The 14,822-nt window shown below is 67.0% G+C and carries 12 protein-coding genes; 3 read left to right on the plus strand and 9 right to left on the minus strand.

From position 1 onward, the window contains the following. Window positions 1–30 precede the first annotated feature (30 nt). The 3 genes from AC1DW0_RS27665 to AC1DW0_RS27675 are packed head-to-tail and all read left to right on the plus strand — an operon-like array spanning window position 31 to window position 3,407. Complete coding sequence (locus tag AC1DW0_RS27665) at window positions 31–1,866, plus strand: 2-oxoacid:acceptor oxidoreductase subunit alpha (RefSeq protein ID WP_457445929.1); 1,836 nt, start codon at window positions 31–33, stop codon at window positions 1,864–1,866. Then, window positions 1,863–2,915, plus strand: coding sequence for a 2-oxoacid:ferredoxin oxidoreductase subunit beta (locus AC1DW0_RS27670; protein ID WP_457324084.1), 1,053 nt, complete (start codon window positions 1,863–1,865; stop codon window positions 2,913–2,915). The genes AC1DW0_RS27665 and AC1DW0_RS27670 overlap by 4 nt, the downstream gene beginning before the upstream one ends. Before the next feature lie 9 nt (window positions 2,916–2,924). Continuing rightward, window positions 2,925–3,407 (plus strand): hypothetical protein, encoded by a 483-nt coding sequence (locus tag AC1DW0_RS27675; RefSeq protein ID WP_477949233.1) that lies wholly within the window; start codon window positions 2,925–2,927, stop codon window positions 3,405–3,407. 4 nt (window positions 3,408–3,411) lie between these two features. Here the strand turns inward: AC1DW0_RS27675 and AC1DW0_RS27680 are convergent, their stop codons facing one another. The 9 genes from AC1DW0_RS27680 to AC1DW0_RS27720 all read right to left on the minus strand — a co-directional run bounded on the left by AC1DW0_RS27680 (window position 3,412) and on the right by AC1DW0_RS27720 (window position 14,696). After that, window positions 3,412–4,614 (minus strand): erythromycin esterase family protein, encoded by a 1,203-nt coding sequence (locus AC1DW0_RS27680; RefSeq protein WP_477949235.1) that lies wholly within the window; start codon window positions 4,612–4,614, stop codon window positions 3,412–3,414. Window positions 4,615–4,668: 54 nt separating this feature from the next. After that, window positions 4,669–6,237 carry a flavin monoamine oxidase family protein gene (locus tag AC1DW0_RS27685; RefSeq protein WP_457389666.1) on the minus strand — a complete coding sequence of 523 codons (1,569 nt, stop codon included), beginning with the start codon at window positions 6,235–6,237 and terminating at the stop codon, window positions 4,669–4,671. A 365-nt stretch (window positions 6,238–6,602) separates the two neighbouring features. Then, complete coding sequence (locus AC1DW0_RS27690; protein ID WP_477949237.1) at window positions 6,603–8,102, minus strand: FAD-dependent monooxygenase; 1,500 nt, start codon at window positions 8,100–8,102, stop codon at window positions 6,603–6,605. A 253-nt stretch (window positions 8,103–8,355) separates the two neighbouring features. Beyond that, a complete protein-coding gene (locus AC1DW0_RS27695) occupies window positions 8,356–9,150 on the minus strand; it encodes an alpha/beta fold hydrolase (protein ID WP_056191898.1) in 795 nt (264 codons plus the stop codon). A gap of 204 nt (window positions 9,151–9,354) precedes the next feature. Then, window positions 9,355–10,011 (minus strand): TetR/AcrR family transcriptional regulator, encoded by a 657-nt coding sequence (locus tag AC1DW0_RS27700; protein WP_082532361.1) that lies wholly within the window; start codon window positions 10,009–10,011, stop codon window positions 9,355–9,357. A gap of 110 nt (window positions 10,012–10,121) precedes the next feature. After that, window positions 10,122–12,308, minus strand: a complete 2,187-nt coding sequence (locus AC1DW0_RS27705) for a xanthine dehydrogenase family protein molybdopterin-binding subunit (RefSeq protein WP_477949239.1) — start codon at window positions 12,306–12,308, stop codon at window positions 10,122–10,124. After that, entirely contained in the window at window positions 12,305–13,294 is a 990-nt protein-coding gene (locus AC1DW0_RS27710) for an FAD binding domain-containing protein (protein ID WP_457321984.1), read from the minus strand. Before AC1DW0_RS27710 ends, AC1DW0_RS27705 begins: the two co-directional genes overlap by 4 nt. Continuing rightward, the gene (locus tag AC1DW0_RS27715; RefSeq protein WP_457321982.1) at window positions 13,291–13,812 is read right to left on the minus strand and encodes a (2Fe-2S)-binding protein; all 522 of its coding nucleotides are present in this window, start codon (window positions 13,810–13,812) and stop codon (window positions 13,291–13,293) included. Before AC1DW0_RS27715 ends, AC1DW0_RS27710 begins: the two co-directional genes overlap by 4 nt. A gap of 89 nt (window positions 13,813–13,901) precedes the next feature. Then, window positions 13,902–14,696, minus strand: a complete 795-nt coding sequence (locus AC1DW0_RS27720; RefSeq protein ID WP_457389661.1) for a helix-turn-helix transcriptional regulator — start codon at window positions 14,694–14,696, stop codon at window positions 13,902–13,904. Window positions 14,697–14,822 lie beyond the last annotated feature (126 nt).

Raw genomic sequence — 14,822 nt, forward strand, 5'->3', positions numbered from 1 at the left:
CTCCCTAGGGGCGGCCCGTCGGGAGGCCGCATGAGCCGCATCGAAGCCGTCAACGACTTTGTCGTCAAGTTCGCCAACGTCAACGGCTCTGGCTCGGCTTCGGCCAACGAGTTGTTTGCGCGCGCCATCCTGCGCATGGGCGTGCCGGTCAGTCCGCGCAACATCTTCCCGAGCAATATCCAGGGCCTGCCGACCTGGTACGAGGTGCGCGTCTGCGAGGCCGGCTGGCTGGGCCGGCGCGGCGGCGTGGACCTGATGGTGGCCATGAACCCGCAGACCTGGGCCCAGGACCTGGCCGAGATCCAGCCTGGCGGCTATCTGTTCTACGACAGCACCAAGCCCATGCCGGCCAGCGCCTTCCGGCCCGACATCCACGTCATCGGCATGCCGGCCACGGCCATCTGCAACGCGACCTACGACGTGCCGCGCGAACGCACGCTGTTCAAGAACATCCTCGTGCTCGGCGCCTTGAGCGAGCTGATGGGCATCGAAGCCGCTGTCATCGAGAAGCTGTTTGCGGAGCAGTACAAGGGCAAGGAGAGGCTGCTGGACTCCAATGTGCGCGCCCTGCACGCGGGAGCTGAGTTCGCGCGCGACCATCTGTCGGTGCAACCTTTCGGGCTCAAGGTCAAGACGGCCGATGCGGTCGGCGACAAGATCTTCATTGAGGGCAATGCGGCGACAGCCCTGGGCTGCGTCTACGGCGGCGCCACCGTTTGCGCCTGGTACCCGATCACGCCGTCGTCCTCGGTCGCCGAAGCCTTCGAGAAATACGCAACCAAGTTCCGCACCGACCCCGAGACCGGCGAAAAGCGCTACGCCATCGTGCAGGCCGAAGATGAAATCGCCTCCATCGGCATCATCACCGGCGCCGGCTGGAACGGCGCGCGCGCCTTCACCTGCACGTCCGGCCCCGGCGTGTCGCTGATGACGGAGTTCCTGGGCCTGGCCTATTTCGCCGAGATCCCCTTCGTCGTCATCGATGTGCAGCGCGGCGGCCCCAGCACCGGCATGCCCACGCGCACCCAGCAGGCCGACCTGCTCTCCAGCGCCTACGCCTCGCACGGCGACACCCAGCATGTGTTGCTGCTGCCCGAGGACCCGCGCGAGTGCTTCGAGTTCGCGGCCGATGCGCTGGACCTGGCCGAGCGCCTGCAGACGCCCGTCTTCCTGATGAGCGACCTCGACATCGGCATGAACCAGCGCCTGTGTGCGCCGCTCGAATGGAATGACGAACGCCGCTACGACCGCGGCAAGGTCATGACGGCCGAGCAGCTGGACGCCGGCAAGGAGTTTGCCCGTTACAAGGACGTGGACGGCGACGGCATCCCCTGGCGCACCCTGCCCGGCACGCACGCCAGCAAGGGCGCCTACTTCACGCGCGGCACGACGAGGAACGAGCAGGCCCTCTACTCCGAGCGCGGTGACGACTACATCCGCAACGTCGAGCGCCTGCGCGCCAAGTTCGCCACCGCCGCGTTGCTGGCGCCTCAGCCGCTGGTGCGCGCCGCCGCGCAGAAGACCAGCGTCGGCGTTCTCTATTTCGGCTCCACTTCGCCAGCCATGGATGAGGCGCTGGTGACGCTGGCCGAGGCTGGCATCCATATCGACGCGATGAGGTTGCGTGCCTACCCCTTCCCGCCGTCGGTGGCCGAGTTCATCGCCGCGCATGGCGCCGTCTTCGTCGTCGAGCAGAACCGCGATGCGCAGATGCGCCGCATGCTGGTCAACGAGCTGGAGGTGGCGCCGGCTCACCTCACGCCGGTGCTGCACTACGACGGCACGCCGATCACGGCCCGCTTCATCATCGACGCGATCACGCGTCATGTGCATGCGCTGGCCACGGCGCCGAGGAGTGCCGCATGACCTATCTTGCGAAGCCCAAGCTGCACCATCCCAGCCTGACCAAGAACGCGGTCGGCTACACGCGCCGCGACTACGAAGGCAAGGTCTCGACGCTGTGCGCCGGCTGCGGCCACGACTCCATCTCCGGCGCCATCGTGCAGGCCTGCTGGCAGCTCGACATCGAGCCGCACCGCGTCGCCAAGCTCAGCGGCATCGGCTGCTCAAGCAAGACGCCCGACTACTTCCTCGGTGCCAGCCACGGCTTCAACACCGTGCATGGGCGCATGCCCAGCGTGCTGACCGGCGCCTACCTCGCCAACCGCGAGCTGCTGTATCTGGGCGTCTCCGGTGACGGCGACTCGGCCTCCATCGGCCTGGGCCAGTTCGCGCACGCCATGCGGCGCGGCGTGCGCATGGTCTACATCGTCGAGAACAATGGCGTCTATGGCCTCACCAAGGGCCAGTTCAGCGCCACGGCCGATAAAGGCTCGGTCGCCAAGAAGGGCGCAACCAACAACGACACCGCCATCGACCTCGCGGCCCTCGCGTTGCAGCTCGGCGCCACCTTCGTCGCGCGCAGCTTCTCGGGCGACAAGACCCAGCTCGTGCCCCTCATTGAAGGCGCCATGCGCCACGGCGGCGCGGCCTTCATCGACGTCATCAGCCCCTGCGTGGCCTTCAACAACCACGCCGGCTCGACGCGCAGCTATGACCATGTCCGCGACCACAACGAGGCGCTGAACCGCATCGACTTCATCGACCTGGCCGAAGAGCAGGTCGTCGAGCACTCGCCCGACGTCATTGACGTACCCCAGGCCGATGGCAGCACGCTGCGGTTGCGCAAGATGGCGCCCGACTACGACCCGACCGACCGCCTCAACGCCATGAGCGCGATGCAACTGCGCGCGGCGGCTGGCGAGATCGCCACCGGCCTGCTCTATGTCGACCCGGCGGCCAAGGATTGGCATGCGGCCCAGCGCACGGCGGCCGGCGCATTGAACAGTCTTGGTGAAAAAGCACTCTGCCCGGGCTCGGTCGCGTTGGCAAAGATCAATGCCGGGCTGAGATGATCCGGGGCCATGCGCCCACACCAACTGACCCTCCTCGCCGCGGTTCTCGTCCTAACCGCCTGCGCCAGCTCCAACCAGGACAAGGTCGCCAACGCCGCGACCACGCCGTTGTCCGACCTCAACGTCGTGCGCGCCGAGATTCCCGACGTACTCAAGGCGGCCGCTGCCGCGCCCTATGCAATGCCGGCCGATACGAGCTGCGGTGGCCTGGCCGCCGGCATCCGTGCGCTGGACGAAGTCCTCGGCCCCGATCTGGATGCGCCTCACACCAGCGGCAACCCTGGCCTGCTGGACCGGGGCGGCGATGCCGCAACCGGTGTGCTGCAACGCACCGCCGAAGGCGTCATCCCCTTCCGAGGCTGGGTGCGCAAGCTCAGCGGCGCCGAGCGCTACGCGCATCAAGTCAGCGCGGCCATCACCGCCGGCGGCGTGAGGCGCGGCTATCTTCGTGGGCTTTCGGCCGCCAAGGCCTGCACGGCGAAGCCGGCTTGAGCGCCTAGCGCTCCATCTTCACGGGCGCCATGTCGCGGATGTAGAAGACGCCGTCCCATTGCGCACCCAGGCCAATGCCGGTGCCCAGAGGGATGCTGTAGCCGAACTCCATGCCGCGCGCCGGCAGGCCGATCTTGAGCTTCTTCGGCGCATTGAGGAAGGCGAAGCCGGCCGGATCACTGGCCAGGGCGGACTCGAGGCTGCGCGGATAGGCCGGCGGGATTGCCTGCACCTCGCCCGAGGCGAACTCCATGAAGCGCCCCTGCAGCGCGGTGGTGTTCAGCACGTAGTAGTCGCGGCCCAGCTTCTGGCCGAGGATGTCGCCGGCATAGCGATGGCTGTCGTCGAACTTCACGCCGCGCGCCACGTGGATGGTGTGGGCCCAGATGACGGCCTTGCGGCCCGGGTAGACGTGCTGCAGCTGCCACAGCACGTTGTCGGCCATCTCGTGGTCGCGCAAGTATTCGCCGTGCCAGAAGTTGGCCGCCTGGGCCTGCAATCCGGCCAGGCTGCGGCACAGCAACTCGTCGCCGCCGGGCTTGCACAGCGCGGCCTTCAGACGCGTGGCCACCGCGTCGAAGGTCTTCGCGTCGTTGCTTGATGGTGGCGTGCGGTCCATCTGCATCAGCTTGTCGGCGAGGCGTTCGAACACCGGCCAGTCGCTGGCATCGCCTTGCAGCCTGGCGCGCAGTCGTGGCGACAGCTCGCTGCGGCTTAGAGCCCCGCTGAGCTGGCTGTCGATGCCAGACAGCAGCATGGGCTTGGGACCGGCCTGCGCCTCGTCCAGATAGCGCAGCAGCGTGCGGCCGGCGTCGCTCTTGGAGTACATGTAGAAGACATTGCCCGGCGCCAGCGCATCGAGCTGCTCACCGCGCTGCATGGCCTGCTGCAGCAGCGCCACGTCGAAGACGCCGCTCTCCAGCAGCAGCACGTCGAAGCCTTTCTGCTCATGCAGATAGCGCACCAGCCGCGTCTTGAGCTCGAACTCCTGGCGGCCGCCATGCGTCTGCTCACCCAGGGCCACGACGCGGGCATGGCCGATGGCGTCGCCAAAGGCCTGCAGCTGCGCATCGGTCAGCTCTGCCGGTGAGTTCGCGGCCATGGGTTTCATCCGGGCGCGCACCCAGTCCATCGAGCCGTCTTCGGCCGCCCGGGCACTCGTCACCATCATCGTCAGCGCGGCCAGCGCCAGCCATTTCCTGCTCATCGCCACTCCTTCTGTGGCGGGCAGGATAGCCACTCGCAACTGGTATCTGGCTCCTCAGGACAGGCCCAAGCTGGGCTCCTGGTCGGCCTCGTCCACGGGCCGCGCTGGTATGGTCGCCAGCGCCAGCTCGGCGCTGTTCAGCGCCCCTTCGATGAAGCCCTGGTAGTCCGAATAGGCCTCGCCGACGATGTGCAAGTTGCGCGCGCCGCTGCCGAAATCGAAGGCCTTGAAGGCGTCCATGACCTTCCACGAGCGCACGCCCGGCTGCCATCCGTGGTTGGCCGCGCCGTAGGGCGCGCGGGCCCAGTCGCGGATGCCATACGTGATGATGCTGTTGCGGATGTACTGGCTGGTCTCGGCCAGGCTCAGGTCGCCAAAGACGCGCCGTGCGTTGTCGGTCAACTTCAAGGCCGACTCGGCATTCGCATCCGCCGCCCGCTTCACGTCGCGGGCCACGAAGAGGGTGAAGGCATCGACGATGCGCGCGTTCTGGTCCACCTCGGCGCGGTCGTGGCGGTCGCCGTCGATGACGTAGTGGCGCCAGAACTCGGTGGACGGGCGGTCCATATAGAGCAGCACCATGCCGTGGCCGTCGGCGTCGGCCTCGGGGGCGCGGCGGAAGTAGTGGATCTCGCGCGTCGGCATGCAATTGGCGTATTGCTGTGGCGCCTGGCCATAGCTCCACCACGGCGTGTTGCAGACGAAGAAGACCTTCAGCATCGGAAAGCCATTGACGCAGTCCAGCTGCGAGCCGATGTGTTCGGGCAGGTGGCGCGTCAGCTTGAGCAGCGGCAGCCGCGGCAGCGCGAGGATGAGCCGCTCGGCACGCAGCGTGAGAGCGCCGTTCTGCGTCGCCACATCCAGGGCCAGCGTCGGCTTGCCCAGCTCCACGGGGCGCACGCCCATCAGCTTGTGGCCGCCCGCCAGCGTCACGTTGGCATGGCCGCGCAGCCGTGTGAGCAGCCCTTCGGTCAACTTGGCCGAACCGCCCTCGATGCTGGCGAGCTGCTGGCCCACGGTCTTGAGCGCGCGCAGCCACCAGATGATCCATTCCGCCGCGTTCAGGTTCTCCGGGATCATGTGATAGAAAGTTCCGGTGTCGCGCAGCTTCACCAGCGCCCGGTGGCTCAGGATGCCCTGCGCCGACAGCGCGTTCCAGAAGCCCATGTCCCACAGCGGCTGGCCGTGCAGCTGGGCGTGCTTGCGCAGCCGCATGTAGTCGCCTTCCGTCAGCGCATCGATCCAGGCCTGGTCATCGGGCGCACGACCCATGATGAGCATGATGCCGCGCTTGAGCAGCTGCAGCGAGTTCAGGCCGCGCTCGGCCTCGGGCAGGTCGGTGTCATCGGTGCTGACTTGATCCGATGAGGGGCCGGAGAAGTCGAGCAGGCCCACGCCGAGCTCGGCGCACAGGGCAGCGAAACGCGGCTGCAGCGTCGGCTCGAAGCGCATCGGCCCGTACTCGGCGATGAAGCCGTCCATGTCCTCGGTCTCGATGCGTCCGCCCCAGCGGTCGGCTGCGGCTTCGAGCACGAGGATGCGGTGGCCCGCGTCGGCCAGGCGCAGCGCGCAATACAGGCCCGACACGCCGCCGCCGGCGATGACGATGTCATAGGTCGTCATGGGAATGCTCCACTTGTATGTACAACTGGGGCGGGAGCATATCGGAGGCGGCGCCGCGGCTACCACCGCGGCCCGTTTGCTGTGAGCGCGATCCCTGGATCCACGAAGGCGACGCGGAGACCCTCATGCCCAGTGCGATGTGACGGTCTATCGCGGCCTTCTACGCCCGTGGCTTCAAGCGCGTCAGGGGCTATGCGATGGCGCCGGTGCCGCTGTGGCGGGCAGTGAGAGCGGCGGAGAGTTCTATTCGAAGCCCCTGATTCAGGGCCTTCTCCGGGCGCCACTGAGTCCCGCACGCTAGCTGACGGCAAGCGAGACAGAAGGCAACGATTGCCCTGTCGCGCCGCACCATCGAGCCGGATGCGCTACGCCGCCGCGGGCGGCCCGAACCAGGTGGTCAGTGCGTCGACGAGCCCGACCCGAGGTGTGTTTCCGACCCAAGCAACATGGCCGTCGGGCCGAATCAACACCGCGTCGGGCGCAGTGACCACCCCGACTGCCGGAAGCTCCCACGTACCTATGTACTTTGCGTCGACCAGCCGAACCCGATCTGCCCAGGCAGCGATGTCAAAGCTCCCGGGCTCACCGACGTTGAGCAGCACCGGTCGGGCACCATGCAGCAGGGAAAAGACGCGCAGCGGGCCGATCGCGGAGACCAAGTCGAGATCGGGCATGCGGCGTCCGAGCAGGGGGTGGCCCTTGCCAAGGTCATAGTGGATGCCCAGGCCGGACATCTCCGCAGCGACTCGCTTGCGCGGCTCCTCCATCTTGAGGAGCTCGCCCACGATGTCGCGCACGGCCAGCGTGCGATCGTCCTCGCGGTGCAGCGCAACTTGCGCCATCGTGGTCTTGAGCACGCGAGCGCCAACCGGGTGGCGCTCGGCGTGATACGTGTCGAGCAGCGTGTCCGGTGACGTGCCCTTGATCACCTGTGCCAGCTTCCACCCGAGGTTCACCGCATCCTGCAGGCCCGTATTGAGCCCCAGCCCGCCGATCGGCGAGTGAATGTGCGCGGCATCGCCGGCGAGCAACACGCGTCCCCTGCGATACGCCGTAGCCTGCCGCGTCATGTCCGTGAACCTGGAGATCCAGGTTGGGCTGTGGACGCCGTAGTCGGTGCCGCACGCGGCGATGAGCAGTTCCTTGAGATCGCGCAGCGTCGGTTCGGTGGCTGCATTCGTGTTCGGTTCGGTCACCATGACGCCGATGGGGCCGACGTCCTTGTATTTGATTTCTCCGCCTTTGATCTCGTATTCCGACCGGCTGAAGGCGTGCGTGCCCGCGAGCGACCGATGCACGCCGTACGGCGGCTTCTCCGTCATCTCCACTTCCGCGAGGACGTTGCTTGTCGTCGCATCCCAGCCCGCGAAGTCGATGCCCGCCATCTTGCGTACGAGGCTGCGCCCACCGTCGCACCCGATGAGATATTGCGCCCTCAGTGACCGACCGTCTGCGAGGGCGACGTCGACAGCCGCGTCGTGCTGCACGAAGCCCGTAAGTTCTCGGCCGTAGAGGATGGGCACCTTGAGCTCGGTGACCCAGTCGGCGAGGATGCGCTCGATGTGCTTCTGCCGCAGCGCAAGCCCATAGTTGTGGCGGGTCGGGAAGTCGCTGATGTCCAAACGGGTGACGGCGAAGCCCGTGACCTGCGCGATTTGCCCCGCCGAGAGGAATCGATCTGCGATGCCGCGCTGGTCGAGCACTTCAATGGTGCGCGAGGAGAGCCCTTGGGCACGCGCGCCGGAGAGTTCTTGATTGGGCCGGCGTTCGACGACGGCGACGTCCACCCCTGCCAGTGCCAATTCGCCCGCCAACATCAGCCCTGTCGGGCCCGCGCCGGCGATCACCACCGCATGCTCGGTCATCGCTCGTGTGCTCCAAGATAAAGGATAGGCCGGCTCTGTCGAAAGCAATCCTGGCTGCTGCTTCGCACCGGCCGCATCCTGCCGGATTTCTGCGGGGCTGGACCTTTGCATCGAAACCGTTCTTCAGCTCGCCGTCGAGACGAGTTCGACAACTCGTCAGCGACCGCCGCCGGAACATAGCTCAGAATTTCCCAGCGCCTTGACGCTGAAGTGTCTCCATGTCTGCAGGCAACTCCAACGGTCCGGCCCGCCATCACGACGTCAGGAACGAAGCTGAGAGCCTCCCGACTGCATCGGTCGCAAGGATGTTGTAGTGGCTGGCCCCAGGCACGATGGCCAGTTGGGCAGGCGCGCGCTGCGAGCCATCCAGTCCGGCATCGCGCTGCCCACCGCCGAGCAGCTTGTAGAACTCGACGATGTGCTCCGGCCGCATGGCGTCTGCGTCGGCAAAGATGAGCATCGTCGGTGCCTTGATGCCGGCGACCGCGGCCGACCAGTCGTAGTCGTGACTTTCCATCTCGGCGATGCGGCGCATCAGCTGTTCCCAGTCGACCTCCGGGTAGAGCTTGCCCATCGGCGACTGCTTGAGATGGCCGCCGATCATGGGCGCATTGGTGGCCATCTGGTCGAAGGCGGCGAGCACTTCGGGGAACCAGGCCGAGCGCTTCATGGCTTGGGAAACGACGACCAGGCGGTCGACCAGGGAGGGGTGGCGAATCGCGAGCTGCAGTGCCACGCCCCCGCCGAGCGAATAGCCCATCACCGCAGCCTTCTTCAGGCCGAGGTGCTCGATCAGGGCCGCAACATCATCGGCAAGCGTCTCGAAGCGCAGCGGCCGGTCAACGTCGCGGGTGTGTCCGTGGCCTTGCATGTGCACGGCGATGACCTGATGCGAGGCGGCCAGAAGAGGCAGATTGGCGCCGAAGGCCTCGCTGGCGGCAACACCGCCATGCAGCAGCACCAGCGGCTTGCCGTTGCCGTGCACCTCGTAGTACATCTTCTGGCCGTGGATCGAGGCGTAGGCGGTCTTGGGGCTCTGCGATGTCATGGTCGTTGCTCCTGATGCGAGGGTGGTGGGGGCCGCCGGAGTGACGGCGGAAAAAGCCCTTGCCGGCAGTGCGGCGGCGGCCAAGGCGGTGAGAAAGCGGCGTCTTTCGAACATGAAGCTCTCCTTTGGGTCGTCGAAGGCGCGAGCCGACCCCGGCGGCTCACGGAGGCCGCCAGACAGGCAATGCGCGGAAGTGGGGAAGCGCTAGGTCTTGCGCCGGGCGCCAACGCGTGAGCCGCGCTGCGCCGGTGCGGCCTTGGGGGGCGCCTGCGGCTTGTTGAAGGTCAGTTCGAGGTAGCGGCGCAGATGGTCCAGACAATCGGCTGCAACCGCCGGGTCATGCTGCGACTTGGCCAGCACGAAGGCGCCTTGCACGACGGCCTGGGTGAACATCGCCAGGCTGTGTGCGCTCCACTCGGCGTGCGGTGCGTGAGATGCCTTTGCCGCTTCGATGTCCGGCTCCAGAGTCGCTGCGTGCTCCTGGATGTGCTGGCCGCTGGCTTCGCTCAGATGCGGATGCGTCGAGTACGTTTCCTGCGCCAGCATGCCAAGCAGGCAGGTGAACGCGGCCAGGTCGCCTTGCATCGCGCCACGGCGGAAGTCCACATAGGCCAGCAGCCGCGCCAGCGGGTCGGGTTCGTCTCGGAAGGCCGCACGCGAGAACATCAGGTCGGCCTTGGCCGAGAAGCGCTCGGCCGCCGCCATGGCGAGGTCTTCCTTGCTCGCGAAGTGGTGGAAGAAGCTGCCCTTCGTGAGGCCCGTGGCTTCGCAGACGTCTTCCACGCGCATCGCCGCGTAGCCCTTGATGCGGATCAGATTCACCGCCGCATCCAACAAACGCTCTCTCGAAGTCGTTGCCATCGCACGCCCTCCTGCATACCGGTTGGTATGTAATCTACATACCAACCGGTATGGAGTCAAGCGGCGATGAAAACCTGTTGTCGTCTGGCTGATGACTTGTTCTCCAAGCGCTAGAGCAGGTGTTCGAGGCGAATCGGGAGATCGCGCAGGCGGCGGCCGGTCGCATGGAACACCGCGTTCGCAATCGCTGCGGCGGTGCCCACCGTCCCCAGCATGCCAATGCCCTTGATGCCGCCGGCGAGGTGAGGGTCGTCTTCTTCGACGATGTGAATGTCGAAGCGCGGCATATCGGCGTGGACGGGCACGAGGTAGTCGCTCAAGCTGGTGTTGACGACGCGACCCGACGCCTGGTCCATCAGCGTGGCCTCGTGCAGCGCCATCCCGATCCCGCCGACGAGCCCGCCGACGTACTGGCTGCGCGCAAGCATCGGGTTCAATATCCGGCCCGCCGCGTACGCCGCTGTGATCCGGGTGACACGTACGGTGCCCAGGGTCGCATCGACGTGAACTTCGGCGAAAACCGCGCCGAAGCCATAGGCGCTGTAGGCCGGCCGCTCGGCAGGCGCGGTCCGGGCATGGACCTGCAGTCCTTGCGCGGCGGGGGTGGCCGCCCACGCGGCGAGTGTTTGCCGGCGAGTGTCGATGCGGCTGTGCAGCAGCCCTTCCACGAGCGTGACCTGATCGCTCGCAAGGCCGTACAAGGGCGAATCGGGATCGGCCACCACGTTCGCGAGGATGCGCTTCTTCAGCCCACGGGCCGCCTCTTCCACCGCCGGGGTGAAGCTGGCTGTCGCGATGGAGCCACCGGAGTACGGGCCTTCGGGCAGATCGGTGTCACCGAGTTCGACTTGCACGGCAGCGAGCGGTACGCCCACCGCTTCCGCGGCAATTTGCGCGAGCACCGTCAACGTGCCGGTGCCGATATCCTGCGTGCCGCACCGCACACACACCACGCCTTCGCTGCTCAAGCCGACGCTGGCTTCGCACGCCATGCGAAACACCGGGTACAGCGCGGACGCCATGCCCCAGCCGACCCACGAATGATTTTGCTGCCACTGCTGCGGCTTGCGCGGGCGACGCGACCACCCGAAGGCATCGGCTGCGACGCGCAGACATGTCTCCAGGCCGTTGCTGGACCAGGGCAGGTCGGTGTGCATGTCGCGCTCGGCGAGGTTGCGCAAACGCAGTTCGAGCGGATCGATGTCGAGTCGGTGGGCCAACTCGTCGAGCGCCGATTCGAGCGCAAAGCTTCCAGGGCCTTCTCCCGGGGCGCGCATCGGGTTCGGCTGCGGTGCATTCACGCGCACCAGGCGCTGCGTGGTCGCCACATGGGCGCAGCCGTACAACACCCGACTCGGGGTCGCGACTGGATCGAGGTGTTCTGCGAATGTCGACGTCTGCGCAAGCGCGTCGTGCACGATGGCACGCAGACGGCCATCGGCATCCATGCCGATCTTCAGGTCCTGCACCGTCTCCTGCCGCCTGCCAACTGCACAGAACATTTGTGCGCGCGTCAGCTCCAACCGGACGGGTCGCTGCACGTGCCGCGCCGCCATGACTCCCAACACCAGCGCCGGAAACCACGCGCGACCCTTGGATCCGAAGCCACCCCCGACGTACTGGGCGACGACGCGCACCCGCTCCGGCGGCAAATCAAAACAATGCGCAAGAATGCGTCGCGAGCCGAACACCGCCTGGGTGGAGGTGTGCACCGTGAGGCGGCCCTGCTCCCAATGGGTGACGACGGCGTGCGGTTCGAGCGGAAGGTGGTTGTGCGTCGGCGTGGTGTAGCGCTGCGCGAGGACGTGCGCAGCTTGCGTCAACTCGCGTTCGGGCTCGCCGCGGCGGCTGTCCACAGCCACACCGCCGGCCGCCTCTTTGGGTGAAACCACTTCGCCGAGCGCGGCGTTCATCGCGGTGATGGCCGGTGCCGGTTCGATATCGACTTTCACGGCCGCAGCGGCGCGCAGCGCCTGCTGCGGCGACTCAGCGATCACCAGCGCAACGGGCTGCCCGGCGAAATGAACGGTCGCGTCCTGCAGCAGCGCAAGAAAACCGCCATTGCGGACCCTCGGCGCGTTTGCGTGCCAGAGCAACGCGACCACCCCCGGCATTGCCAGCGCGGCAGTGGCATCGACGTTGCGCACCACGCCGCTGGGCACATCTGCCTGCACGAGCGCCGCGTGAAGCAGTCCCTGGACTGTTTGTTCGGCAGCGTAGCGGGCTGCGCCGGTCACTTTCAGTTCGGCTTCAAGCCGCGGCGTGGCACGACCGTTTGGACGCTCAGGTACGGTCATGACCGGTCCCTCGTCTGCAGTAGCGCGCGCAGTACCGCACGGGGCAGCAGATCTACCTTGAATGCGTTGTGACGCAGCGGCGCCGCCCCGACCGAGGCCAACTCGGCAGCACGTTGCAGACTCTCGTCGTCGCAGCGAGCGCCGAGCAGCGCCTCTTCGCAAGCGGGCAGCCGCCACGGCACCGTGCCGACGCCCCCGGCCGCGATGCACGCTGCGCGCACGATGCCATCGGCGATTGACAGGCCGGCAGCAACCGAAACGACGGCGAACTCGAACGACTCACGGTCGCGCAGCTTCAGATAGCTCGATTGCCGCATGCAAGGCGCAAGCCGCAACTCGACGTGGGTGATCAGTTCGCCGGGCTCAAGGTTGGTCTCGCATTCGGGCCGGTCGCCCGGCAGGCGATACAAGCGCTGCAGCGCAAGGCGCCGCTCGCCGCGCGGCCCGATCAGACGCAACTGGGCGTCGGCCGCAATGAGCGCGACTGCCAGGTCCGACGCATGCGTCGCGACGCAGTGTGCACTCGCGCCGAATACCGCATGCAGGCGGTTTTCACCGTCGATGGCGCCGCAGCCGCTGGCCGGCTGCCGCTTGTTGCAGAGGGCCAAGCCGTTGCGGAAGTAGCTGCAGCGGGTTCGTTGCAGCAGGTTGCCTCCGACAGTGGCCATGTGCCGCACTTGCGGTGAAGCGCTTGCGAGCAGCGCCTGCGCGACGGCCGGCGCTTCGCGGCGCACGTCCGCGTTTGCCGCAACGTCGCTCAAGCGTGCCAGCGCGCCGATCGACAACGTGCCATCGTCAATCGCCACTGTGGCTAGCGGCAACCGACCGATGTCCACGACCCGCGTCAACGAGGCGAGGCCGGCCTTGTGCAAAGGGATCAACTCCGTGCCGCCGGCAATGAAAGCCGCACCCGGTTCGGCCTGCACCGCGACAAGCGCGGATTGCAGGTCGACCGCCCTCACATACGAGAACGGGTGCAGGGTCATCGTTGGCCCACCACCTGGAGTATTGCGTCGACGATGTTCGGGTAAGCGCCGCATCGGCACAGGTTGCCGCTCATCGAGGCCTCGACACTGCCGCGATCCGTCACGCCGTCCTCTTGGAGGAGGCCGAGTGCTGAAACGATCTGCCCCGGCGTGCAGTAGCCGCACTGCAGTGCGTCGCAGTCGATGAAAGCCTGCTGCAGTGGGTGCGTCAGGCCGTCGCGCGCCACACCTTCAATCGTCGTGATCTCGCGTCCGTCCTGCATGGCCGCCAACGTCAGGCAGGCGTTGATGCGGCGCCCGTCGGCGAGCACGGTGCAAGCACCGCAGGCGCCCATGCTGCAGCCCTTCTTCGTACCCGCCAGCCCCAAGTGGTCGCGCAACAGGTCCAGCAACGTGGTCGAAGCCGGCACCGTGAGCGTGTAGGCTCGGCCGTTGATCGACAGGCACACAGACGTGCGGTCATCGGCGTTGCCGGCAACACCTGGATCGACGGCGGGTGGGAAAGATTCGGTTCGCATGCGTCGAGGATATCGACGCTGCGTCACCCAACAAGTGCGTTCGCCATACGGGTATCGCCACTACCCGGCTTGCGGAACTGACCGCGCCGTCACACCACGGGTGGTTCGGGCCTGAAGATGGTGAGCCGCAAGTCGGGAGCTCCGTCGGGCGTGAAGGACGTGATGTTGTAGGGGACCTCGCCATGCACGGGGTGCCGTAGCGTCTTTCGAACGGTCGATCGATCGGCCACCACGTCGTGATGAGCCCACCAGGCGCGGAACTCGGGGCTTGCCGCCGCGGTGCGCGCGACCAAGGCTGCAAAGCCGGGGTCCCCGTTCGAGCGGCCGAAGTCGACACGGAAGCGCGCGAGCACGTCCCGCGCGTCGATCTCCCAGTCCGCCATCCGCTCGCGGTAGAGCGGGCTCGTGAAGGTGAGCCATAACTGGTTGCGCGCCTCGGCCGGCAGGCTGCTGAAGTCGCCGAAGAGCTGACACAGCGGTTCATTCCACGCCAGCAGATCCCAACGTTTCGTCTTCAGGTAGGCCGGCAAGGTCAATGATCCGACCAGCGCTGAAAGGTCGTCCACGACGCGGCCGATGGCGGCTGACTCGACAGCCGGCGCAGGGTGGCCCGCGAGCGCCAACAGGTGCGCCCGTTCGGTGCTGCCCAGGCGCAACGCGTCGGCCACCCGTTCGAGTGCGCTCGCCGAAACGCGAATGGGCCGCGCCTGTTCAAGCCACGTGTACCAGGTGACGCCGATGCCGGCCAGCGCCGCGACCTCCTCGCGGCGAAGCCCGCGAGCGCGCCGCCGCGCACCGCTCGGCAGTCCCACGTCGGCCGGTCCCAGGCGAGCCCGGCGGCTGGTGAGGAAGACTGCCAGTTCCTTGCGTGCATCGAGGGTCACGTGAAAATTATCAGGCCTCGCAATCGACTGCCAGCGTGTGACAGCTTCTCGGCAATCAAGGCGGAGAAGTGAATGTCGCTGATAGGCCGATAGCCGGCATTTGCCCGCGCTTCGCTGAAGGACCGC

Source organism: Roseateles sp. P4_D2 (assembly GCF_056401875.1).

What these genes read in the sequence shown, in the direction of transcription:
- AC1DW0_RS27665 (WP_457445929.1), top strand. Translation starts at nt 31, where the DNA reads ATGAGCCGCATCGAAGCCGTCAACGACTTTGTCGTCAAGTTCGCCAAC.
- AC1DW0_RS27670 (WP_457324084.1), top strand. Translation starts at nt 1,863, where the DNA reads ATGACCTATCTTGCGAAGCCCAAGCTGCACCATCCCAGCCTGACCAAG.
- AC1DW0_RS27675 (WP_477949233.1), top strand. Translation starts at nt 2,925, where the DNA reads ATGCGCCCACACCAACTGACCCTCCTCGCCGCGGTTCTCGTCCTAACC.
- AC1DW0_RS27680 (WP_477949235.1), bottom strand. Translation starts at nt 4,614, where the DNA reads ATGAGCAGGAAATGGCTGGCGCTGGCCGCGCTGACGATGATGGTGACG.
- AC1DW0_RS27685 (WP_457389666.1), bottom strand. Translation starts at nt 6,237, where the DNA reads ATGACGACCTATGACATCGTCATCGCCGGCGGCGGCGTGTCGGGCCTG.
- AC1DW0_RS27690 (WP_477949237.1), bottom strand. Translation starts at nt 8,102, where the DNA reads ATGACCGAGCATGCGGTGGTGATCGCCGGCGCGGGCCCGACAGGGCTG.
- AC1DW0_RS27695 (WP_056191898.1), bottom strand. Translation starts at nt 9,150, where the DNA reads ATGACATCGCAGAGCCCCAAGACCGCCTACGCCTCGATCCACGGCCAG.
- AC1DW0_RS27700 (WP_082532361.1), bottom strand. Translation starts at nt 10,011, where the DNA reads ATGGCAACGACTTCGAGAGAGCGTTTGTTGGATGCGGCGGTGAATCTG.
- AC1DW0_RS27705 (WP_477949239.1), bottom strand. Translation starts at nt 12,308, where the DNA reads ATGACCGTACCTGAGCGTCCAAACGGTCGTGCCACGCCGCGGCTTGAA.
- AC1DW0_RS27710 (WP_457321984.1), bottom strand. Translation starts at nt 13,294, where the DNA reads ATGACCCTGCACCCGTTCTCGTATGTGAGGGCGGTCGACCTGCAATCC.
- AC1DW0_RS27715 (WP_457321982.1), bottom strand. Translation starts at nt 13,812, where the DNA reads ATGCGAACCGAATCTTTCCCACCCGCCGTCGATCCAGGTGTTGCCGGC.